Origin of the sequence: Thioclava sp. SK-1 (assembly GCF_001705665.1) — a bacterium.
Lineage (GTDB): Bacteria > Pseudomonadota > Alphaproteobacteria > Rhodobacterales > Rhodobacteraceae > Thioclava.
In genome coordinates, this window is the sequence record NZ_MDHA01000026.1 from 70,396 (window position 1) to 91,469 (window position 21,074).

At 57.5% G+C, this 21,074-nt stretch carries 19 protein-coding genes; 15 read left to right on the forward strand and 4 right to left on the reverse strand.

What is annotated here, in order from left to right:
- Positions 1–131: 131 nt before the first annotated feature.
- Positions 132–2,156 (forward strand): ASKHA domain-containing protein, encoded by a 2,025-nt coding sequence (locus BFP70_RS04525; RefSeq protein WP_066010183.1) that lies wholly within the window; start codon positions 132–134, stop codon positions 2,154–2,156.
- A 20-nt stretch (positions 2,157–2,176) separates the two neighbouring features.
- Here the strand turns inward: BFP70_RS04525 and BFP70_RS04530 are convergent, their stop codons facing one another.
- The gene (locus BFP70_RS04530; RefSeq protein ID WP_066010184.1) at positions 2,177–2,902 is read right to left on the reverse strand and encodes a 16S rRNA (uracil(1498)-N(3))-methyltransferase; all 726 of its coding nucleotides are present in this window, start codon (positions 2,900–2,902) and stop codon (positions 2,177–2,179) included.
- Between the two features lie 12 nt (positions 2,903–2,914).
- On the opposite strand from BFP70_RS04530, the gene ubiA reads away from it, so the two are divergent.
- The 11 genes from ubiA (at position 2,915) to BFP70_RS04590 (ending at position 14,022) form a co-directional block, all read left to right on the forward strand.
- Positions 2,915–3,895: a 4-hydroxybenzoate octaprenyltransferase gene (gene ubiA / locus BFP70_RS04535; RefSeq protein WP_066010185.1), complete on the forward strand. Its 981-nt coding sequence runs from the start codon at positions 2,915–2,917 to the stop codon at positions 3,893–3,895.
- 77 nt (positions 3,896–3,972) lie between these two features.
- A complete protein-coding gene (locus BFP70_RS04540) occupies positions 3,973–6,003 on the forward strand; it encodes an OmpA family protein (protein WP_066010186.1) in 2,031 nt (676 codons plus the stop codon).
- Positions 6,004–6,082: 79 nt separating this feature from the next.
- Entirely contained in the window at positions 6,083–6,418 is a 336-nt protein-coding gene (locus tag BFP70_RS04545) for a hypothetical protein (RefSeq protein ID WP_066010187.1), read from the forward strand.
- Between the two features lie 132 nt (positions 6,419–6,550).
- Entirely contained in the window at positions 6,551–7,390 is an 840-nt protein-coding gene (locus tag BFP70_RS04550) for a S49 family peptidase (protein ID WP_176715492.1), read from the forward strand.
- Between the two features lie 186 nt (positions 7,391–7,576).
- Positions 7,577–8,527, forward strand: a complete 951-nt coding sequence (locus tag BFP70_RS04560; protein WP_083217352.1) for a calcium/sodium antiporter — start codon at positions 7,577–7,579, stop codon at positions 8,525–8,527.
- Positions 8,528–8,536: 9 nt separating this feature from the next.
- Positions 8,537–9,313: an SDR family oxidoreductase gene (locus BFP70_RS04565; RefSeq protein ID WP_066010189.1), complete on the forward strand. Its 777-nt coding sequence runs from the start codon at positions 8,537–8,539 to the stop codon at positions 9,311–9,313.
- A gap of 354 nt (positions 9,314–9,667) precedes the next feature.
- Complete coding sequence (uvrC, locus tag BFP70_RS04570) at positions 9,668–11,542, forward strand: excinuclease ABC subunit UvrC (RefSeq protein WP_369820184.1); 1,875 nt, start codon at positions 9,668–9,670, stop codon at positions 11,540–11,542.
- A gap of 52 nt (positions 11,543–11,594) precedes the next feature.
- The gene (locus tag BFP70_RS04575) at positions 11,595–12,659 is read left to right on the forward strand and encodes a lysine-2,3-aminomutase-like protein (protein ID WP_066010191.1); all 1,065 of its coding nucleotides are present in this window, start codon (positions 11,595–11,597) and stop codon (positions 12,657–12,659) included.
- A gap of 43 nt (positions 12,660–12,702) precedes the next feature.
- Entirely contained in the window at positions 12,703–13,332 is a 630-nt protein-coding gene (pgsA, locus tag BFP70_RS04580) for a CDP-diacylglycerol--glycerol-3-phosphate 3-phosphatidyltransferase (protein WP_066010192.1), read from the forward strand.
- 1 nt (position 13,333) lies between these two features.
- On the forward strand, positions 13,334–13,579 hold the full coding sequence (gene moaD, locus BFP70_RS04585) for a molybdopterin converting factor subunit 1 (protein WP_066010261.1): 246 nt from the start codon (positions 13,334–13,336) through the stop codon (positions 13,577–13,579).
- A gap of 2 nt (positions 13,580–13,581) precedes the next feature.
- A complete protein-coding gene (locus BFP70_RS04590; RefSeq protein WP_066010193.1) occupies positions 13,582–14,022 on the forward strand; it encodes a molybdenum cofactor biosynthesis protein MoaE in 441 nt (146 codons plus the stop codon).
- A 72-nt stretch (positions 14,023–14,094) separates the two neighbouring features.
- Here the strand turns inward: BFP70_RS04590 and BFP70_RS04595 are convergent, their stop codons facing one another.
- Positions 14,095–15,174: an FAD-binding oxidoreductase gene (locus tag BFP70_RS04595; RefSeq protein WP_066010194.1), complete on the reverse strand. Its 1,080-nt coding sequence runs from the start codon at positions 15,172–15,174 to the stop codon at positions 14,095–14,097.
- Positions 15,175–15,251: 77 nt separating this feature from the next.
- Between BFP70_RS04595 and mnmD the strand changes: the two genes are divergently transcribed.
- Positions 15,252–15,926, forward strand: coding sequence for a tRNA (5-methylaminomethyl-2-thiouridine)(34)-methyltransferase MnmD (gene mnmD, locus BFP70_RS04600; RefSeq protein WP_066010195.1), 675 nt, complete (start codon positions 15,252–15,254; stop codon positions 15,924–15,926).
- Entirely contained in the window at positions 15,923–16,822 is a 900-nt protein-coding gene (locus tag BFP70_RS04605) for a DMT family transporter (RefSeq protein ID WP_066010196.1), read from the forward strand. The genes mnmD and BFP70_RS04605 overlap by 4 nt, the downstream gene beginning before the upstream one ends.
- On the opposite strand, the gene BFP70_RS04610 is transcribed toward BFP70_RS04605, so the two are convergent.
- Entirely contained in the window at positions 16,788–18,755 is a 1,968-nt protein-coding gene (locus tag BFP70_RS04610; protein WP_255356588.1) for a lytic transglycosylase domain-containing protein, read from the reverse strand. The two genes, BFP70_RS04605 and BFP70_RS04610, sit on opposite strands and share 35 nt — an antisense overlap.
- Before the next feature lie 149 nt (positions 18,756–18,904).
- Between BFP70_RS04610 and dapA the strand changes: the two genes are divergently transcribed.
- Positions 18,905–19,777, forward strand: coding sequence for a 4-hydroxy-tetrahydrodipicolinate synthase (dapA, locus tag BFP70_RS04615; protein ID WP_066010197.1), 873 nt, complete (start codon positions 18,905–18,907; stop codon positions 19,775–19,777).
- 129 nt (positions 19,778–19,906) lie between these two features.
- On the opposite strand, the gene metK is transcribed toward dapA, so the two are convergent.
- Complete coding sequence (gene metK / locus BFP70_RS04620) at positions 19,907–21,073, reverse strand: methionine adenosyltransferase (protein WP_066010198.1); 1,167 nt, start codon at positions 21,071–21,073, stop codon at positions 19,907–19,909.
- Position 21,074: the final 1 nt, after the last annotated feature.

Genomic DNA, 21,074 nt, shown 5'->3' on the forward strand with positions numbered 1-21,074 from the left:
ATATTTATAAGCAAGATGAAAGCTGCGGCCATTTCATCTTAAACTTGCGAATTTTGCATTTTGAATCGGGCGCAAAGGCTTTGCCTTCTGTAGTTGGGCGCGTAAATAGAAGGCCTAATGGAGGGCGCGTAATGGCCGATGATGCACTGGTGATTTTTACCCCGTCGGGCAAGCGTGGACGCGTTCCTGTTGGGACTTCGGTTCTGGCAGCCGCGCGCAAGCTCGGTGTCGATTTGGATTCGGTCTGTGGTGGACGCGGGATTTGTTCTAAATGTCAGATCGCACCCAGCTATGGAGAGTTTTCCAAACATGGGGTGCATGTCAGCCCGGATGCATTGACTGACCTAAATGCCGTTGAAGAACGCTATGATCGGGTCCGTGGTTTGAAGCCGGGGCGGCGTTTGGGATGTCAGGCCTGTGTACAAGGTGATGTGATTGTTGATGTGCCGCCGGAAAGCCAAGTGCATAAGCAGGTGATCCGCAAATCCGCCTCGGAGCGGGTGATGGTGATGGATCCTGCGGTTCGCGCCTATCTGGTGGATGTTGCAGAACCCGATATGCACGAGCCTTTGGGTGATTTTCAGCGCCTCGCTGCCGCGCTTGCCGCGCAATGGGATGTTCAGGGGCTACGGCCTGATCTGGCGGTTTTGGCCCGGTTGCAGCCGGCATTGCGCAAGGGAAATTGGCAGGTCACGGTTGCGGTTCATGATGCCGGTGACGGGGCGCGTTTGATCGCTGTTTGGCCCGGATTCCGTGATGCGCCCCTTTATGGAATTGCGATTGACCTTGGTTCAACCACAATTGCGGGGCATTTGGTGGCCCTGGATGACGGGCGTGTTTTAGCAAGTTCTGGCGTGATGAACCCGCAGATCCGCTTTGGCGAAGATTTGATGAGCCGCGTGTCATATGTCATGATGAATGCGGGCGGGGACCGCGAGATGACGGCCGCCGTACAAGAGGCTATGGGAGCATTAGCATCGGCGCTGGCGGAAGATGCAGGAATTGATCCGCAAGACATCATGGAAGCCACTATCGTGTGCAACCCGGTCATGCATCATTTGCTGTTGGGAATTGATCCGGTAGAGCTGGGACAGGCGCCGTTTGCCCTGGCGACATCTGACAGTTTGTCATTGCCGGCAAGTGATGCAGGGCTGGACACGATTGCGCCTGCAGGGCGGGTTTATATCTTACCGTTGATTGCGGGTCATGTTGGGGCGGATGCTGCGGCTGTCGCATTGTCCGAAGCCCCCGAGCGGCGCGATGATCTGTCACTGATTGTTGATGTTGGCACGAATGCCGAAATTTTGCTGGGCAATTCCAGCCGTGTGCTGGCCTGTTCGTCGCCCACCGGCCCGGCATTTGAGGGGGCACAGATTTCCTCGGGTCAGCGCGCAGCGCCCGGCGCGATTGAGCGCATTGAAATTGATCCGGTGACCAAAGCCCCCCGGTTCAAGATCATCGGCAATGCGCATTGGTCCAATGAGCCTGAATTTGGCACGCCGCTGATCACCGGCATTTGCGGGTCGGGTATCATCGAAGCCGTTGCTGAAATGCGGATGGCGGGAATTTGTGATGCCTCAGGGCTGATTGGGTCCGCACAGCAGGTCGGCACAGAGCGTTGCACCCCATCGGGACGCACCCATGAATATGTCATTTTTGATGCCACGCCAGAGGGACCGCGGATCACCGTCACGCAGGGCGATATTCGCGCAATCCAACTGGCGAAATCGGCGCTTTATGCCGGGGCGCGATTGCTGATGGATGAGATGGGTGTCGACACCGTTGACCGGGTTGTTTTGGCCGGTGCCTTTGGGGCGCATATCAGCGCCAAACATGCGATGGTATTGGGGATGATCCCGGATGTACCACTGGACTGCGTAATTTCGGCGGGCAATGCCGCCGGCACGGGGGCGCGGATGGCCCTATGTTCGGTCAAGGCACGGCGTCAAATTGAGGCACAGGTAAAGCGCATCGATAAAATTGAAACCGCGATTGAGCCGAAATTCCAAGAGCATTTCGTGGCCGCCAATGCCCTGCCCCATGCCACCGATCCTTTCACCGGGTTGCGCGAGATTGCGCCCTTGCCCGATGTCAGTTTCAACTCTGGTGGGGATGGTTCGGGCACAGGGCGCCGGCGCAAACGGCGCGGGGGCTAAGCGCGACATTTTGCGCCATTTTACCCCCAATCCCCCAATGCCGCTTGCCACAGGGTTATCGCGGCGCACACAGCCGTATCCGCGCGCAAAATACGCGGACCGAGGCTGATTGCGGTAACGTAATCCAAGCCGCGCAAGCGGTCGCGTTCTCCAGCAGAGAAGCCACCTTCTGGCCCGATAAGAATCGCCCAAGGGCCGGGGGGTAACTGCGCCAAGACCTGTGCCGGGCCAGCCAAAGCCTCATCACAAAATAAGATGCGCCGGGACGGGTCCCACCCCTCCAGCAATTTTGTAAGCGGCTGCATCTCTTCCACCGGGGGGACGAATGTGCCCAGACATTGTTCCCCCGCTTCCAGCGCATGCGCCTGCGCCCGGTCACGTTTGATCCGGCCTGAATTGGTGAAAGCTGTCTGCACTGGCAGTATCTTGGCGCACCCCAGCTCGGTCGCTTTTTCTACAATGAAATCAGTTCGTTCTTTTTTTATGGGTGCGAAGATCAACCACAGATCGGGCGGATCAAGCTGTGGTGCCGCCTGCCCTAAACAGCGCAGCGTGCCGCGTTTCTTTGCGGCCTCCACCACTTCGGCGGTCCATTCGCCATCGCGCCCGTTGAACAGGGCAACATGGGTGCCCTGCCCTTCGCGCATGACGCCGAAAAGATAATGGGCCTGACCGGGATCCAAGGGCACATCTTGCCCCTGCCCCAATGGGTGATCTACATAAAGACGTATCTTGGCGCGTTGCATGAGGCGGAATTTATGACCCAAAAGACCAAAACGCCAGAGGCAGATGGCAGCAATTCCACCGGAACTGTTTATGATGCATATCGTGGCAATTGGGTTGACCACCGTGCACCCGGCTGGGCGCGGCCCCTACTGCGCCTGTCGCGGGCCGATCGCCCGATTGGCACATGGCTGTTGTTGGTGCCCTGCTGGTGGGGGATTGCGCTGGCCGCCGCAGCCGATCAGCCACGCTGGTTCGATCTGTATCTGGCCTGCGCCTGTGCCGTTGGCGCGTTCTTGATGCGCGGCGCGGGCTGCACATGGAATGACATCACGGATCGAAAATTTGACGCAGCCGTGGCGCGCACCCGCTCGCGGCCGCTGCCTTCGGGGCAAATCACTGTGACAGGTGCAATGCTGTGGCTGATAGTTCAGTGTCTTATTTCCTTATGCATTCTGATCAGTTTCAACACACCAGCAATTGTCACCGGAATGGTGTCTTTGGTCCCGGTTGCGATCTATCCTTTTGCCAAACGCTTCACCTATTGGCCGCAGATCTTTTTGGGAATCGCGTTCAACTGGGGCGCTTTGGTGGGCTGGGTGGCGCATAGCGGCTCTTTTGGCTGGGCGCCTGCGCTTCTGTATATCTCGGGGCTGATTTGGACACTGTTTTACGACACGATCTACGCCCATCAGGATAAAGAGGACGACATTTTGATCGGCGTTAAATCCACTGCGCTAAAGCTAGGTGCGGATACGCCAAAATGGCTGGGCGGTTTTTTGGTGGTGTCGGTCGCATTGATGACGGCTGCGGTTTTGGTGGCGCTGTTGCCCCATGCTGATCCCCTGACATTGGTTTTGTGCCTATGCGGGCCTTGGGGGTTTGGCTGGCATATGCTGTGGCAATTGCGTCAACTGGACATTGACGATCCCGATATTTGCCTGAAATTGTTTCGCGGATCGAAAAATGCCGGGCTGATTGCTGCGCTGTTTTTCGCCGCTGGCGCAATCGTGTAATGGGCTTTGCGTTGCGCGTCCGGTTCCATCTGCTTATGCAATAGGCGATTCCGACCCAATGAAGAGACCCTGACCGCATGCGCACCAAGATCATGACCTCTGCCGCCTTTGTCTTTGCACTGGTCCTATCTGGCGTAATTGCAGGGGGGGCAGCCACCCTGATTGAGAAACGATCCAAATCCGAAGTGCGCGTGGCATTGGAAACCGCCAATTACGGCTGGGCACGGGTGGAAACAGACGGGTTGCAGGTGATCCTTGTCGGCACTGCCCCTTCAGAGGCAGAGCGATTCCGTGCCGTTGCCCTTGCGGGAACCATCGTTGAGGCGTCACGGGTGATCGATAATACCGATGTGGCAGCGACGAAGGCGCTGACCCCGCCCGAATTCTCATTGGAAATTCTGCGCAATGATGATGGAATTTCGTTGATCGGGCTGATCCCGGCGAGCACCGATCGCGAGGTGCTGCTTAGTGAGCTGTCCGATATGATCGGTGGCGATGCGCAGATTGCCGATATGTTGGAAACGGCAGATTATCCTGTGCCTGTAGGGTGGACCGAGGCCTATGGTTTTGCCGTGGACACGCTTGCGACATTGCCGCATTCAAAAATCTCGGTTGAGGCAGGACGGGTCAGCGTGGATGCCATCACGGCCTCTGCTGCGGATAAGGCGCGGGTGGAGACCGATCTGGCCCGACGCAAACCACGCACGCTGGCGCTGGAGTTCGATATTTCTGCGCCCCGCCCTGTGATCACGCCCTTTACGCTGCGGTTTTTGATAGATGATGACGGGGCCCGTTTTGACGCCTGCTCTGCTGATACAGAAACGGCGCGGAATAAAATTATCTCGGCCGCGCGGGCGGCTGGCGCGGGACGTTTGCGCGATTGCACCATCGGCATGGGCGTGCCATCGCCACAATGGGCGGAGGCGGCTGTAATGGGGATCAAGGCCCTGGGCGAATTGGGCGCCGGATCGATCACCTATTCCGATGCCGATATCGCGCTGATCGCGCCCCCCACAGTATCACAAAGCGATTTCGATCGGGTTGTAGGTGAGTTGGAATCCGATTTGCCGGATGTATTCTCGCTTAAATCCAAGCTGGAAACACCCGAGATTGCCTCCACTCAGGTAGCAGAATTCACCGCCCAGCTTGGCGCGGGAAAACTAAGCCTGCGCGGCCGGGTCACGGATGAATTGCAGCGTAGCACGGTGGAAAGCTATGCGCGGGCGCAATTCGGCACCGCAGCCGTTCGCGGCGCAATGCGTGTGGATGAAAATCTGCCCTCCAACTGGCCGGTGCGGGTTTTGGCGGGGCTTTCGGCGCTGGATCTTTTGAACGAAGGGGCACTGACCGTCCGGCCCGATCTTGTGTCGCTTAGCGGGATTTCAGGCAACCCGAAGGCCAGCGATGATATCGCCAGGCTGTTTGCCGACCGCCTGGGCGAAAGCGCGCAGTTTGATCTGTCCATTCGCTATGACAAGCGCCTTGATCCGATTTTGGGGCTGCCATCAGGTCGCGAATGTGTAGACCGTTTGAACGCGGTTCTGGCCAAGCAAAAAATCACATTTGAACCGGGATCATCCAAGATCGACACCGAAGGCACCCGCGCAATGGAGGCATTGGCGCAGGCGATGACCAATTGTGAAGACTACGCGATGGAATTGTCGGGCCATACTGATAGTCAAGGTGGCGAACAGATGAACCAGCAACTGTCGCAGCAACGCGCGGATTCTGTGCGCGTGGCCCTGTCGGATGCGGGCGTTTTGGTCAGCAATATCACCACCAAAGGTTATGGCGAGGCACAGCCGATCGCCGGAAATGATACAGAGGATGGGCGCGAGGCCAATCGACGCATCGAATTTGTGCTGTTGGATGAAGCCCCGGTCGCCGAAGCACAATCTGAATTGCCTGAAGCCACGGAAGAAGCCACCGCCGATATCGTCGCCGCCGCCACACAGGCCGAAGAGAGCGCGCAAACAGCGACCCAACCGCCCGCCGATCCCGCCGTAAGCGCAGCCCAAGATCCGGCAATTGACATTCCGGTGGGTGATGGCGATCAATCCCCGGGTCGCCCGCGCGCGCGGCCCGCAGGTTTGGGGCCAGACAATTGACCCATGACAAGGGCCGGGCCGCAATGGTTCGGCCTTGCACCAATTATGACGCAGGCATCAAGAAGGCAGGATAAGACCCGTGAACAGAACCGATTTTGTTATTGCAACCGCGATCATCCTTTTTATCGCCTTTTGTCTTGGATGGTTTGCAGCATGGTTGATCGGGCGTTTGACGCGTGTAAGCCAGGCAGACATCGGGGAGCTGGAACAGATGGCGCAGGCGCTTCATGATGCCGAAGAAGTCCGCGATCAGGCCATTGCCTATTACGAAGACCGTGAATCCCAATTGACCAATCAGGTGCAGCAAACCGAAGCGGAACTGGCTGCGACTATGGACGGGCTGCGCGATGCCCGCCACGAGGCCGAAGAGCTGCGCCGATATATCGACCGGATGAACAACGCCGAACAAAGCTGATTACGGCCAACGGCACCGCCGCAAACTGTGCCAAGACGTGGCCAAGAAAGAAATATGCCGTCATGTGAATTTTCATCAGGTTTCCCATGCGGACAGCTTGTCGTGCAGGGGCGAAGCCCCTAGATCCACCTTATGGATATTCAGCGTCTTCTCCCGTTTCGTAAAAAAGCCCCCCGTGTGGCAATCCTTCGGCTGCAAGGGGCGATTGGCATGTCGCGCCCCGGTTCGCCGGGCCTGTCCGATGCAGGCCTTGCGCCGCTGATCACGCGGGCGTTTTCCAAGGGCAAACCCACGGCTGTGGCGCTGTTGATCAATTCGCCCGGCGGCTCTCCGGTGCAAAGTGCGTTGATCGCGGGCCGTATCCGCCGCCTGGCAGAGGAAAAAAACATTCCGGTGCATGCTTTTGTTGAAGATGTGGCGGCGTCCGGCGGCTATTGGTTGGCCTGCGCGGCCGATGACATCTGGACGGACCCGACATCGGTGGTAGGCTCTATCGGTGTCATCTCATCAGGGTTTGGGCTTGATCAATTCATCGACAAGCACGGGATTGAGCGCCGGGTGCATACGGCCGGCGGTTCTAAAAGCTTTATGGATCCGTTTCGCGAACAAAAGCCCGAAGATATCGCCCGGTTGACCAAATTGCTGGATGACATTCATCTAAGCTTCAAGGACCATGTGACGGCACGGCGCGGTGATAAGCTGGCAACGGATCGCGATCTGTTCACCGGTGATATCTGGACAGGCCGACAGGCATTGGCCGAAAATACCGGCCTGATCGACGGGATCGCCCATGCGGTGCCGAAGCTTAAAGAACTGTATGGTGACAAGGTGCAATTCACTGTGCACACACAAAAAAAATCGCTGTTCCGCCGCTTTGGCGCGCAACTGGGCAGTAATTTGGGCGCACAGGTTGCCGGAACGGTTCTGGATGCCGCACAGGAGCGAGCCCTTTGGGCGCGTTACGGGCTGTAGGCCATGTTGCTAAAGATCATGTCGATCTTTTTGGTCGTAATGGCAGTGATGGCGATCTTTGGCAAGCTGCGCATGCCCCGCGTAGCATCTCCGCGATTTCTAAAACGGCGTGGGCGTTGCACGCACTGCCATCGCCCCAAAATCGGGTCTGGGCCGTGTCCGTGCAAGGAAATGAAGGGAAATTAAGTGCTTGTAGATGTTGCGTTGGTCGTCGCTGGTCTTGTGTTGCTGGTGATGGCGGGCGACTGGCTGGTCAAGGGGGCGGTGAACTTGTCCCTGCGCTTTGGGATCCCAGCGCTGGTCGTCAGCCTGACAGTTGTCGCCTTTGGCACTTCTGCGCCTGAAATGCTTGTTTCCGTGGCGGCGGTGTTGGACGGCGCCCCTGCCATCGCATTAGGCAATGTCATCGGGTCAAACACGGCCAATATTCTACTGGTCTTGGGTATTCCGGCGATCATTTCGGTCATTCATACGCATGAAACTGATACGCGCAGCGATTATATCCTGATGCTGGCGGCCTCGGTCTTGTTCATCATCATCTGCCTGCTTGGCCCGATCACATGGGTGCATGGTGTCGTCTTGCTGATTGCGCTGGCGCTGGTGATTACGAAACAGATCCGCCAAGCCATGGCCCATCGACGCGATCACACGGATGAACCTGAAGAGATCGAAGGGCTGGAAGACGGCATTTCCGGTAAAAAGATCGCCCTGTATCTGGCGCTTGGCCTGATTGGCCTGCCCATCGGCGCGAATTTTCTGGTCAGCGGCGCCTCCGACATCGCGCGCGCTTTCGGGATCTCTGAGGCCGTGATTGGCCTGACCTTGGTGGCAATTGGCACATCATTGCCCGAATTGGCGACAAGCGTGACAGCGGCGATGAAGGGGCGCGCAGATGTGGCCCTAGGCAATGTCATCGGGTCCAACATCTTTAACCTGCTGTGCATCATCGGGGTCGCTAGCCTGTTTGGCACGCTGCCGGTTCCGCCCGAGATGCTGCGGATTGACCTTTGGGTGATGTTGGGGGCATCTGTGTTGATTGCGCCTATGATTTTGAAACATAAGCCATTCACCCGCCCAATTGGCATTGGATTTGTGGCGATCTACCTTGCCTATATCACTGCCATTGTTGTCGTTTAAGGAGCATCCATGAAACGCGCATTGATCACCGGAGGGGCCAAGCGATTGGGCCGGGCGATGGCCCTGTATCTGGCAGGCCGTGGCTGTGACGTGGCGATCCATTACAATGGCTCGCAAGACGCCGCCGAAGACACTGCGGCACAGGCGCGTGCCCTAGGCGTGCGGACTGCCATCGTGCAGGCCGATTTGCTGGACGAAGATCAGGTCACGCAGCTTGTCGGACAGGCGGCCAATGCCTTGGGCGGGCCGATCGACATGCTGATCAACAATGCCTCGATCTTTGAAGCGGATGGGTTTGACGATGCCACAAGGACCAGTTGGGACCGGCATATGGAATCCAATCTGCGCGCACCTTTCGTATTGATCCAGCAGTTTGCCGCCCAGGCCCCACCGGCAGCCACGATAGAGGGCGAACCTATGGCGCGGGCATTGGTGATCAATATGATCGACCAGCGCGTGCTAAAACTGACACCAGAATTCCTCAGCTATACCTTGGCGAAATCCGCGCTGTGGACCCTGACGCGCACCGCGGCACAGGCCTTGGCCCCAGCCATCCGGGTCAATGGCATCGGCCCCGGCCCCACGATGCAAGGCGCACGGCAGTCAAGCGCGCAGTTCCAAACACAGCGCAGGGCGACCGTTTTGGAACGCGGCGCAAGCCCTGCCGAAATCTGTGCAGCCTTAGGATATTTCATCGACGCACCCGCGGTCACAGGGCAAATGATTTGTGTCGACGGCGGTCAACATCTTGCCTGGCAAACCCCCGATGTGATGGGCGTAGAGTGATCTGCACCGCCTGCGGACGCAAAGTTGTGCACCCCCGTCACAATCATGCCACAATTCATTTCAAATTCTCAATAAAATCAATGATTTACATTTCATAAATATTTTATTCTATAGATTTCAATGCATTAAACATTTTGCCTAAAAAATACGCAGACCAACGACATATCAATGTTACAAGGATAAAATGCACATTCAGATGAGTTTCCCACCGAGTTATCCACAGAAACGGTGGAAAGGTTTCGACTTGCGTTTGCCGAAAACGCGTTCGGCCAAAGCTGCAAGAATCTGAATGAGAGCAACTGTTAACAGGAATTTAGACCGTTAAGGTTTTGGTAACGAAATATGAGCGACGAGATCGAGCCAAACGAAACCACCCACAACCAAAAGTTGCGCGCCCATGCGCTGATTGCGGATTATGTTACCCGGCTTGATGGTTCCCCCGGCGTTTATCGGATGCTGAATGAATTGGGCGAGGTTCTTTACGTCGGCAAAGCGCGCAATCTAAAGGCGCGCGTGTCCAGTTATGCGCGCCAAAATGGCCATACCGCGCGGATTTCACGGATGATCCATGAAACCCGACGCATGATGTTTTTGACTACGCGCACCGAAACCGAAGCGCTGTTGTTGGAGCGCAATCTGATCAAACAGCTTAAGCCGCGCTATAACGTGCTGCTGCGCGATGACAAAAGCTTCCCAAATATTTTGATCCCGACCGACCATCCGTTCCCGATGATCACCAAACATCGTGGCGCCAGAAAACAAAAGGGCCATTACTTTGGCCCATTTGCCAGTGCGCGCGCGGCCTATCAAACGCTCAACCATCTGGAGCGGGTGTTTTTGCTGCGCAACTGTACCGATAGTCAATTCGCTGCCCGCACCCGCCCCTGTTTGCAATATCAGATCAAACGCTGTGCCGCGCCGTGCGTGGGTAAAATATCGGAAGATGATTACGCGCTGTTGGTGCAGGATGCGAAACGGTTTCTGGAGGGCAAAACGACCACCATCCAAAAAGAACTGGCCGAGCAGATGCAGATTGCCTCGGATGAGATGGAATTTGAACGTGCCGCCGCCCTGCGTGACCGGATCAAAGCCCTGACCAATGTCCAGCAATCGCAAGGGATCAACCCGCGCGGCGTATCAGAAGCGGATGTGATCGCACTGCATATGGATGGCGGCCAGGCCTGCGTGCAGGTGTTCTTCATCCGCGCCAATCAAAGCTGGGGCAACCATGATTTCTATCCCAAAACCGGTTTGGGCGCTGAAGAGCCGGAGGTGTTAGAGGCGTTCTTGGCGCAATTCTATGACAACCGGCCACCGCCCAAGCTGATTTTTCTGTCGCATGATATTGAGGACGAAGATCTGATGATCGACGCGCTATCCGCAAAAGCAGAGCGCAAGGTTGAGATCGCCGTTCCCAAACGCGGCGAAAAAGCTGATCTGGTAGAAAATGCGCATCGCAATGCCCGTGAAAGCCTGGGCCGCAAGATGTCAGAAACCCAGGCGCAGGCCCGTTTGTTGCAAGGTGTGCAACAGGCCTTTGACTTGGCTGCCCCCCCAAGCCGTATCGAAGTCTATGACAACTCCCATATTCAGGGGGCGCATGCCGTTGGGGGGATGATTGTCGCCGGGCCTGAAGGGTTCATCAAAAGCCAATATCGTAAGTTCAACATCAAAGACGGGTCGGTGACACCCGGCGATGACTTTGGCATGATGAAAGAGGTGTTGACCCGCCGCTTTCAGCGCCTGCTAAAAGAGGATCCCGAACGCAAGACCGACAGCTGGCCCGATCTTTTGCTGATCGATGGTGGTGCGGGGCAAGTTTCCGCGGTGCGCGAGATCATGGAAGAGCTGGGCGTAGGTGATGTGCCCATGGTCGGGGTTGCAAAAGGCGTTGATCGTGACCACGGTAAGGAAGAGTTTTACCGCACCGGCAAACCCGTCATGGCGCTGCCCCGGCAAGATCCAGTGCTATATTACATCCAACGGCTGCGCGATGAGGCGCATCGCTGGGCCATCGGTACACACCGTGCCAAACGAGCCAAAACCACCATGGCCAATCCTTTGGATGAAATCCCCGGCGTTGGCGCCAGCCGCAAACGCGCGTTGTTGCAGCATTTCGGCTCGGCCAAAGCTGTCAGCCGCGCCGGCCTTCCCGATTTGATGGAGGCGCCCGGAATTTCCGCTGCCATGGCCGAAACGGTGTATAATTTCTTCAATGATAAGGGATGAATGGTTTGCGGGGCTTGACGCAAGACGCCTTGCGCCGTAGCCGCGCATCATCATGACAAAACCGACCCCGCCCATTGGTGCCATAACGCCTGCATTGACCACCCCGGCCGATTTGATCGCCGCAGGGCTTGCCCAACCGGAGCAGGCCGCGATGTTGCAGCGCACCGCGCAGCTGTTTCGGATCCGCGTCACGTCGCAGATGCAATCCGCCCTTACCAATGCCCCAGATGATCCGGTGGCAGCGCAGTTCCTGCCCACCTCACAAGAGCTGACCGGCGACGGGCTAAGTGATCCAATCGGTGATAACGCCCATGCGCCGGTACCCGGGCTGACGCATCGCTATCCCGACCGGGTAATTTTGCATGTAACGAAAACCTGCGATGTGTATTGCCGATTTTGTTTTCGCCGTGAAACAGTTGGCGAGACAGGGCCACTTGCGCCACAGCAGCTTGACGCGGCGCTGGATTATATTGCCGCCACATCAACGATCCGCGAGGTGATCTTGACCGGTGGTGATCCGTTGACCTTGTCACTGCGCAGGCTGCACATGGTGTTGACACGGCTGGACGCCCTGAACCATGTGCAGATGGTCCGGTTTCACACCCGCGTGCCCGTTGTTGCCCCTGACCGGATCACGCCGGAGCTGGTTGAACTGCTCGCCAGCTTGCGCATGACCGCCTGGATGGTAATCCATACCAACCACGCGCAAGAGCTGACGCCACCTGCACGCAAGGCGCTGCGCCTTATGGCCGATGCCGGGATCCCATTGCTGTCGCAATCGGTCCTGTTGCGCAAAATCAATGACAGCCATGATGCGCTGCAAGACCTGTTCACCACCTTATCGGCGCTGCGGGTAAAACCCTATTACCTGCATCATTGCGATCTGGCACGCGGGGCGGGCCATTTCCGCACCACCATCGCAGCTGGGCGCGCGCTGATGCAGGGGCTGCGCGGGCCACTGCCCGGCCACTGCCTGCCGACATATGTTCTGGACATCCCCGGTGGCTTTGGCAAAGTGCCTGTTACAGCAGATCATTTTACGGAAATTAGTCCCGGACGATGGCGTGTCACAGACTGGCAAGGCGCTGCACATGATTATCTTGACCCCGAAGACTGACTTCCTTCTTTCCCTTCCTGATCGCCAAGGCTAGTTTGCGCATATGACATGGACCTTGCCCAATATTCTGACCGTTCTGCGGTTGATTGCGGCGCCCGGTGTGGCGCTTATGTTTTTGTATTTTTCCCGACCATGGGCGGATCTGTTTGCGTTGCTGTTATTCGTGCTGGCGGCGGTGACAGATTGGTTTGATGGCTATCTTGCCCGTGCATGGAAGCAAGAAAGCAAATTCGGCGCGATGCTGGACCCGATTGCCGATAAGGCAATGGTGGTGATCGCCTTGGTGATTTTGACCGGATATTCGGGCATGAATCCCTGGTTGATCCTGCCCGTTACAGTGATCTTGTTCCGCGAAGTATTTGTATCGGGCCTGCGGGAGTTTTTGGGCGCCGATGCGGGGCGGTTGAAGGTCACGAAACTGGCAAAGTGGAAGACCACAGCGCAGATGGTCGCAATTGCGATTTTGTTCTTGGGCACCGGGTTGGATTATATGCAAACCGGGCGGCCACCGCGGGCGGGTGAAGGAGAGTTGCCGGACGGGTTGACCCTTGCTGATCTGGCGACGCATCTGGGTGTGTTCTTGATCTGGGTGGCTGCGGTTTTGACCGCCATCACGGGTTGGGATTATTTCACCAAGGCATTACCATTTTTGCGGGGGCCCAAAAATGGCTAAGCTGGAACTGGTATATTTCGCATGGGTACGTGAGCGGATCGGGCGTGCACGCGAGAGCATTGAGACACAGGCCGCGACTCCGTTGCAACTGATCGAGGAATTATCCGCACGTGATGAGCGATATGGCGCGGCATTATCTGATGTCAGTGCCCTGCGGGTGGCAATTGACCAAGAGCTGGCTGATTTTGACACCAAATTGACGGGTGCACGCGAGGTGGCGTTTTTTCCACCAATGACCGGGGGCTGATCATGCGGATCTGCGTGCAATCCGAACCGTTTAATATTGCAAAAGAATTGCAGGGCTTTGGCGCAGGACGCGGCGATATTGGCGCGGTTGTCAGTTTCTCGGGTTTGGTGCGTGATGACAGTGGGCATCTGCAGATGCTTGAGGTCGAGCATTATCCCGGCATGACCGAAAAATCGCTTAGCTCTTGCGCACAAGAGGCTGTGACCCGTTGGGAGTTGGCCGATGTTTTGGTGATCCACCGTTTTGGGCGATTACAAGTTGGTGCGCCGATCATGATGGTGGCCACCGCTGCCCGTCATCGCAATGCGGCCTTTGAGGCCGCGGAGTTTTTGATGGATTATTTGAAATCGCGCGCACCATTCTGGAAACGTGAGATCACGGCCCAAGGCACGCAATGGGTTGCGGCAAAAGACAGTGATGAGGCGGCGCTGGCACGGTGGTAAGGCAGGGGGCGCTGCCCCCTTGGCCTGCGGCCAATTCCCCCGGGATATTTACAAGCAAGCTGAAAGCCGGCGTTACAAGTTGTCTTGGACATGAAAGCCCTGTGGGATGGTATCCGTGCCGGTTAAAATCAGGTCTGCCATCACATGGGCGATTTTCGGCGCCATCCCCAAGCCGATTTTGAAGCCGCCATTTACAATGAAGTGACCAGGGCGATCAGGCCATGGACCCAGCATCGGCGCGCGGGTTTTGGCGCGCGGGCGCACACCTGCCCATCGGTCAATCACCGGGGCGTCGCGTAAGGCGGGGCACAGGCTGCGGGCTTTTTCGATCACTAAGTCGAGTTGGAAATCGGTGGTGGTGGGATCATCATAATATCGTTCGGATGTTGAACCGATGGCCAGAGTTCCGTTTGAATGTGGGACGAAATGCAGCCCGTCTGTATAAAGTTGCGGCGCGAAAGGGGCATCGAATTTGAATACCGCAGACTGACCTTTGACGCCGTTTCCAACAGCAGTGTTGAAATCTGCACTGAGCTGCGCCAAGCCACGTGTGCCAGTGGCATGGATCACTGTTGTATACGCAGGAGACATGTCACGCCCGATCGAGATCGTGGCGCCCAGGGCGCGCAGCGCTAGCGCCAAAGCCTGACAAGCTGCGCGAGGGTTTATCCGGCCAGAGAGTGTGTCATGGATCATCCAACCGGTTGGACTGACGCAATCCAATACGGTGAAATCTGTCGCCGGTATCACCCGCCATTCAGCATTATCGCCCCAATATGTTGCAGCGCCCTGCGCACGGTCCCTGGCACGCGCGATCTGCGCCTGATCCGCCAGCGGTTGGATCCGTCCGATCCGCGCATAGCCTGAGTCTGCCCCGCCGATCTGTGCGACATCGGCCCAAAAAGCCCGTGCCATAAGCAGGCTTTCCAGTTGGAACTGTTTCTTTGGTTCCCACTGTTCAGGCACATGCGGGGCCAGCGCCCCAACCGTACCACCAGAAGATCCCGCGCCGATACCGCGATCATCAAGCACCTGCACGGTGACCCCGCGCCGTGCCAGTTCAAAGGCGCAGGACAATCCGAATATCCCGGCACCATATACTGTCACGGCCTGGGGTGCATAGCGGGTATGCCCGAGAGATCGGCTTGCCATTGGTCTTTCCTTTCGTCACTGTCGCGCCGCGCCATATCCATATCCATATCCGGCGTTTGCCAAAGGCCCTACCTTGCATGACACGTTCTGACCAGAGCCAAGCCGCGCTGGAGTGGCGCGATGCGGTTATTCCCATCTCCACCCGGTTTGATGACCCGTATTTTTCGCTGGCTGATGGGCTGGCAGAAACCCGGCATGTATTTTTGCACGGCAATGATTTGCCCGCACGTTTCGCGCCGAGCTTTCACATTGCCGAATTGGGATTCGGCACCGGTTTGAATCTTTTGGCCACGGTGATTGCCTGTCGTGACATACCGATCCGTTTTACCAGTTTTGAGGCTTATCCAATGACAGCGCAGGAGATCGCGCGGGCTCTAACCGCCTTTCCCGAGGCGCGAGCCGTGGCGGATCCGTTTTTGCACGCCTGGGAGGATGGGGCGCGGCAATTTCGCATTGGCGCAGTAGAGGTAGACGTGGTGATCGGGGATGCAAGAGAGACCCTGCCGCAATGGGGCGGCTGTGCCGATGCGTGGTTCCTAGACGGGTTTTCACCGGCCAAGAACCCCGAATTATGGTCGCCAGAGCTGATGGCGCAGGTGGGGCTGCATACCCGCGCCGGGGGCAGCTGTGCCACCTATACCGCGGCGGGCTTTGTGCGCCGCGGCCTGCAAGCCGCCGGATTCAGCGTGACGCGCATCGCAGGTCATGGCCATAAACGACATATGACGATCGCAAAAAAGGATGCCACATGAGCGAGCAAGACAACCGCAAAGGGGCTCTCATCATGATCGCCGTCACGGCAATTTTCGCCGCACAAGACGGAATTTCGCGGCATTTGGCCGAAAGCTACAATACCTATATGGTGGTGATGATCCGGTTCTGGTTCTTCGCCGTTTTTGCGATTTGGATGAGCAGCCGCACCAAAGGCGGTTTGGCCCGTGCCATCCGGGCCCATCACCCCTATTTGCAGCTGTTTCGCAGCGCGCTTTTGGTTCTTGAAATCTATGTGATGATTGCGGCCTTTGTTGCACTGGGCCTGATCGAGACACATGCGATTTTCATCGCCTATCCATTGTTGGTTGCAGCCCTGTCAGGACCTGTTTTGGGGGAAAAGGTCGGCTGGCGGCGCTGGACAGCGATTGGCATTGGCTTCATCGGCGTTCTGGTGATTTTGAAACCCGGTTTCGGAGTATTTTCCCCGGCATCGATCCTGGCCGTGACAGCGGCGCTGATGTTCTCGCTCTATGCGCTGTTGACGCGCAAGGTGGCCGATAAAGACAGTTCCGCGACATCGATGTTTTGGACCGGCACGGTGGGGGCGGTGATTTCGACCCTGGTGGGCATGTGGTTTTGGCAACCGATGGTCGGCGGCGATTGGGTTTGGATGGCGATCTTATGCCTGACGGCGGTGGCCGGGCATGGGTTGATGATCAAAGCCTATGAGATCGCAGAGGCCTCTGCCGTGCAGCCATTTTCCTATATGCAGCTGGTTTTCGGCGCCTTTGTGGGAATGACCTTCTTTGGCGATATCTTGCGGCCCAATGTGGCTGTGGGCGCGGTGATTGTCGTAGGCGCCGGGTTGTTCACCCTGTGGCGCCAGCGCCAGCGCAAGGTCAAGGTTGTTCCACGCCCCGCAATTCGTCCGTGAACCGGATCGTGGCACCGCCCAGCCGGGCGCGATAGATCGGCAGACTCTCTGCGACCCGCATCACATAGTTGCGGGTTTCGTCAAACGGGATCAGCTCCACCCAGTCGATCACATCGACGGTTGGGCTGCGCGGATCGCCCTGCTCTTCCATCCAGCGCCGTGACCGTCCAGGACCTGCATTATAGCCTGCAGCAACCAATACCGGAGAATTGCTGAAATCTTCGCGCAGGCCATTCAGATAGGCTGCACCCAGCCGCGCGTTATAAGCCGGATCGCCAAGCTTGGTCGGCTCATAGCTGACGCCCAGTTTGCTTGCCATCATCTTGGCCGTGCCGGGCATCAATTGCATCAACCCCTGCGCGCCGACATGGCTAGAAACAACCGGATCAAATTCACTTTCGCGCCGGGCAATGGCCAGGGTCAATTCCTCGGGCACGCCAAGATTGCGCAGATCGAACCTTGGGATCGGGAAATAGCCCGCGATCAGCACATCGCCGTTTTCTGCCGCCCGTTTGGCCAGACGCAACGCAACATGCGCATCCTCCCACTCCAATGCCAGATCCACCAGGCCGCTGATCTGATCGGCCGGCAATGTTTCCTCCAGATGCAGCAAGAACCGCTCAGCCAGGCCTCGATCGCCGGCAGCATTGAGCAATAGCGCAGCTTGGAAAACACTGTCAGAGGTGAAGCTGCCTGCACGCCAATCGCGCAGCGGTTCGGGCTGTGTGATCATCGGGTCCAGCGGCAGGCCAAGCCGTTCTGCAGATAGCAGCCCATAATAGGCGGTTTGATACTGTGCCCCTTGCGCCCAGGCGGCTTTGGCATCCGCCATACGTCCCATTGCCTCCAGCGCGCGGCCACGCCAATAGGCGGCACGCGCAGATGAAATCGGTGTCGATACAGCCGCAGCGACCGCGTCGAAATGCGCCAAAGCCTGCGGTGCAGCCCCCAGCTTCAATGCCGAAAACCCGGCCAGCCATTCCAATTCGGCATAATCGGCCCCTTGGGCGGCCATACGATGCTGCGCGGCCAGTTTATAGGCGCGGCGCGGATTGTCATGGCGCAGATCCCACCGCGCCATACGTTTGCGCACATCAGCCCAAAGCGCAGGATCACCCAGTTTTTCCGCACTGACCGACCATTCCAGCAACAGATCCGCCGCACCATCTTCATAGGATTCGCGCCAACGCCAAGTCGTGCGGTCCAGCGCTAAGCCATAGGATCCCATCATATGCTCTGGCACCGCTGCGATCAGCGCATCCACGCCATCAGCCCGCGATTGTAAAGCGATGCGCGCCTGTGCCACAGCCCGCGTTCCCGGGCTGACCAGATCAAGCATCCTACGCGCCTGTGTCAAATCTCCACGGTCCAGCATGGCCTGCATCCGCCCGCCGTGGTCGGCAGAGATCCAGTCGCCATACCGCGCAAGGAAATTTTCCTGATCTTCGGATGTCAGGGACAGGCTGCGCCAGGCACGCGCGGCGCTTTGGGCGGCTTGTGCTTGGCGGCCCAAAGCGACCTGTGCTCTTATAAGCGCCAATGCGCCTTGGCCGGTGCTGGCCGCATGTTGCGAAAAATAGGCCAGGATTTGCTGTGCGGAGGCACCGTCCAAATGGGCCTCTCCCTTGCGGCGCAACAGCTCCATCCCCGGCCAATCCGCGCGTCTGGTCGCGAAATCGGCATAGGCAGCAAAACTGCCCTGCCCTGCACGCAGCCGGTGCCATTCCACAAGATCAAACGCCAATGGGCCGGAGCTTCGCGCCGCATCCTCTGCGGCCTGCCATTGTCCTGCCTGCACCGCGCGCAGCGCAACCTGCAGTGATGGCTGCGCAACGATCGCCGCCGGATCGGCCATGTATAGGACCGCAGCCACCCCAAAGGGGGCGCAAAACCGGTTCACGGCAGTCATCAGGGAAAGTGAGCTGTCAGCCATTGCGCAAATGTATCCTTCTTGCGCCCTTCTCACCCAGTTTTACCTCATCACGCAATTCACAAGTTGGCAAGCTGGAAACACTGGCCTAATGTCCGCGCGATTTCAGCGGCGGCGAATCCGCCCATACCAACGACAATAAGGAGCGTGTCATGTTCAAAGGGTCTATTCCCGCACTCATCACGCCGTTTAAAGACGGCGAGCTGGATCTGGACACGCTGAAGAAACTTGTCGATTGGCATGTTGATCAGGGCAGCCACGGTCTGGTGCCGGTGGGCACAACGGGCGAATCGCCCACCCTTAGTCACAGCGAGCATAACACAGTGGTCGCCGAGGTGGTCAAAGCTGCCGCTGGGCGCATTCCCGTGATTGCCGGTGCGGGGTCCAACTACACCCGTGAAGGGATCGAACTGATCCAGCACGCGCAAGCAGCAGGCGCTGATGGTGCCTTGGTGGTGACGCCCTATTACAATAAACCTACACAAGCGGGCATGATCGCGCATTTCACCGCGATGCATGATGCCAGCGATCTGCCGATCATCATCTATAACATTCCTGGCCGCTCGGTCGTGGATATGTCGCCCGAAACGATGGGTGAACTCGCCAAGCTGCCCCGAATTGTTGGCGTCAAAGATGCTACAGGTGATCTGGCCCGTGTGGCCAAACAGCGTTTGACCTGCGGCACGGATTTCATCCAGATTTCTGGCGAAGATGCCACTGCCGTTGGCTTTAACGCGATGGGGGGTATTGGCTGTATTTCGGTCACGGCCAATGTTGCGCCCAAACTTTGCGCGGATTTGCAAAACGCGACGCTGGAAGGCGATATGGTCCGCGCGCTGGAGCTGCAAGACAAGCTGATGCCGCTGCATATTGCGGTGTTCTTGGAACCCGGCGTTTGTGGCGCGAAATACGCCATGTCGAAACTGGGCCTATGCTCGGATGAGGTCCGCTTGCCGCTGACACCGCTCAGCGATGCCACGAAAGCGCGGATTGATACGGCCCTGAAACTGGCAGACCTGCTGTAACGCATATTGCCATGTGGTATAAAAACGGCGGCTTGGATCATCCAAGCCGCCGTTTTTATATTTGGTCTGGGTGTCGCATAAGGGCGGCCTATCTTGCCCCTATGCGTGAATCGGTTTTCCCAAAACAGATCAGACCGTTTTTTTCAGCGCCTCGATCAGGTCCGTTTTTTCCCAGCTAAACCCACCATCATCTTCGGGTGCGCGCCCGAAATGGCCGTAGGCTGCGGTACGGGCATAGATCGGCCGGCACAGATCCAGATGAGTGCGGATGCCCAAGGGCGTCAGATCCATACATTGGGTGATCGCGCGTTCAATCTCTTGGTCCGATGCCTGCCCCGTGCCAAATGTGTCCGCATAGATCGACAAAGGCTTGGCGACACCAATCGCATAGCTTAACTGAATGACACATTTTTTCGCCAATCCTGCCGCCACAACGTTCTTCGCCAAATAGCGCGCCGCATAGGCCGCCGACCGGTCAACCTTGGTCGGGTCTTTGCCCGAAAACGCACCGCCACCATGCGGCGCGGCCCCACCATAGGTGTCGACGATGATCTTACGGCCGGTCAGACCAGCATCGCCATCAGGACCACCAATGACAAATGTGCCAGTGGGGTTCACCCACCATTCAGTATCTTCCGAAATCCAGCCCTGCGGCAGGGCCTCACGGATATAAGGTTCGACAATCGCGCGGATATCATCCGAACTTTGCGATTCATCAGCGTGCTGTGTGGACAACACGATAGAGGTCACTCCGACTGGCTTGCCATTTTCATAGCGCACCGACAGCTGCGATTTTGCATCGGGACGCAACGTCGGCTCTGCGCCGGATTTGCGCGCCTGCGCCAAGCTGCGCAAAATTGCATGGCTATAGTGGATCGGCGCCGGCATCAGCTCTGGTGTTTCATCGGTGGCAAAACCGAACATGATCCCCTGATCGCCCGCACCGTCCTTATCAACGCCTTGGCTGATATGGGCCGACTGCGCATGCAAATAGTTCGACACGTTGACTGTGTTCCAGTGGAACTTGTCTTGCTCATAGCCGATGTCGCGCACGCAATCGCGCACGATGCCATCAACTTTGCCCAGATATTCATCCAATTTGGATTTATCCGACAGGCCGACCTCACCACCGACGACGATTTGATTTGTTGTGGCAAAGGTCTCGCACGCGACCCGCGCGTTTGGCTCTTGGGCCAGGAATGTATCCAAGATCGCATCCGAAATGCGATCACAGACCTTGTCCGGGTGGCCTTCTGAAACCGACTCGGAGGTGAAAACGTAATTTTGACGTGTCATA

What these genes read in the sequence shown, in the direction of transcription:
- BFP70_RS04590 (WP_066010193.1), top strand. Translation starts at nt 13,582, where the DNA reads ATGCGGATCTGCGTGCAATCCGAACCGTTTAATATTGCAAAAGAATTG.
- BFP70_RS04595 (WP_066010194.1), bottom strand. Translation starts at nt 15,174, where the DNA reads ATGGCAAGCCGATCTCTCGGGCATACCCGCTATGCACCCCAGGCCGTG.
- pgsA (WP_066010192.1), top strand. Translation starts at nt 12,703, where the DNA reads ATGACATGGACCTTGCCCAATATTCTGACCGTTCTGCGGTTGATTGCG.
- BFP70_RS04605 (WP_066010196.1), top strand. Translation starts at nt 15,923, where the DNA reads ATGAGCGAGCAAGACAACCGCAAAGGGGCTCTCATCATGATCGCCGTC.
- BFP70_RS04530 (WP_066010184.1), bottom strand. Translation starts at nt 2,902, where the DNA reads ATGCAACGCGCCAAGATACGTCTTTATGTAGATCACCCATTGGGGCAG.
- BFP70_RS04525 (WP_066010183.1), top strand. Translation starts at nt 132, where the DNA reads ATGGCCGATGATGCACTGGTGATTTTTACCCCGTCGGGCAAGCGTGGA.
- BFP70_RS04540 (WP_066010186.1), top strand. Translation starts at nt 3,973, where the DNA reads ATGCGCACCAAGATCATGACCTCTGCCGCCTTTGTCTTTGCACTGGTC.
- BFP70_RS04550 (WP_176715492.1), top strand. Translation starts at nt 6,551, where the DNA reads ATGGATATTCAGCGTCTTCTCCCGTTTCGTAAAAAAGCCCCCCGTGTG.
- ubiA (WP_066010185.1), top strand. Translation starts at nt 2,915, where the DNA reads ATGACCCAAAAGACCAAAACGCCAGAGGCAGATGGCAGCAATTCCACC.
- BFP70_RS04565 (WP_066010189.1), top strand. Translation starts at nt 8,537, where the DNA reads ATGAAACGCGCATTGATCACCGGAGGGGCCAAGCGATTGGGCCGGGCG.
- BFP70_RS04610 (WP_255356588.1), bottom strand. Translation starts at nt 18,755, where the DNA reads ATGGCTGACAGCTCACTTTCCCTGATGACTGCCGTGAACCGGTTTTGC.
- BFP70_RS04575 (WP_066010191.1), top strand. Translation starts at nt 11,595, where the DNA reads ATGACAAAACCGACCCCGCCCATTGGTGCCATAACGCCTGCATTGACC.
- dapA (WP_066010197.1), top strand. Translation starts at nt 18,905, where the DNA reads ATGTTCAAAGGGTCTATTCCCGCACTCATCACGCCGTTTAAAGACGGC.
- metK (WP_066010198.1), bottom strand. Translation starts at nt 21,073, where the DNA reads ATGACACGTCAAAATTACGTTTTCACCTCCGAGTCGGTTTCAGAAGGC.
- mnmD (WP_066010195.1), top strand. Translation starts at nt 15,252, where the DNA reads ATGACACGTTCTGACCAGAGCCAAGCCGCGCTGGAGTGGCGCGATGCG.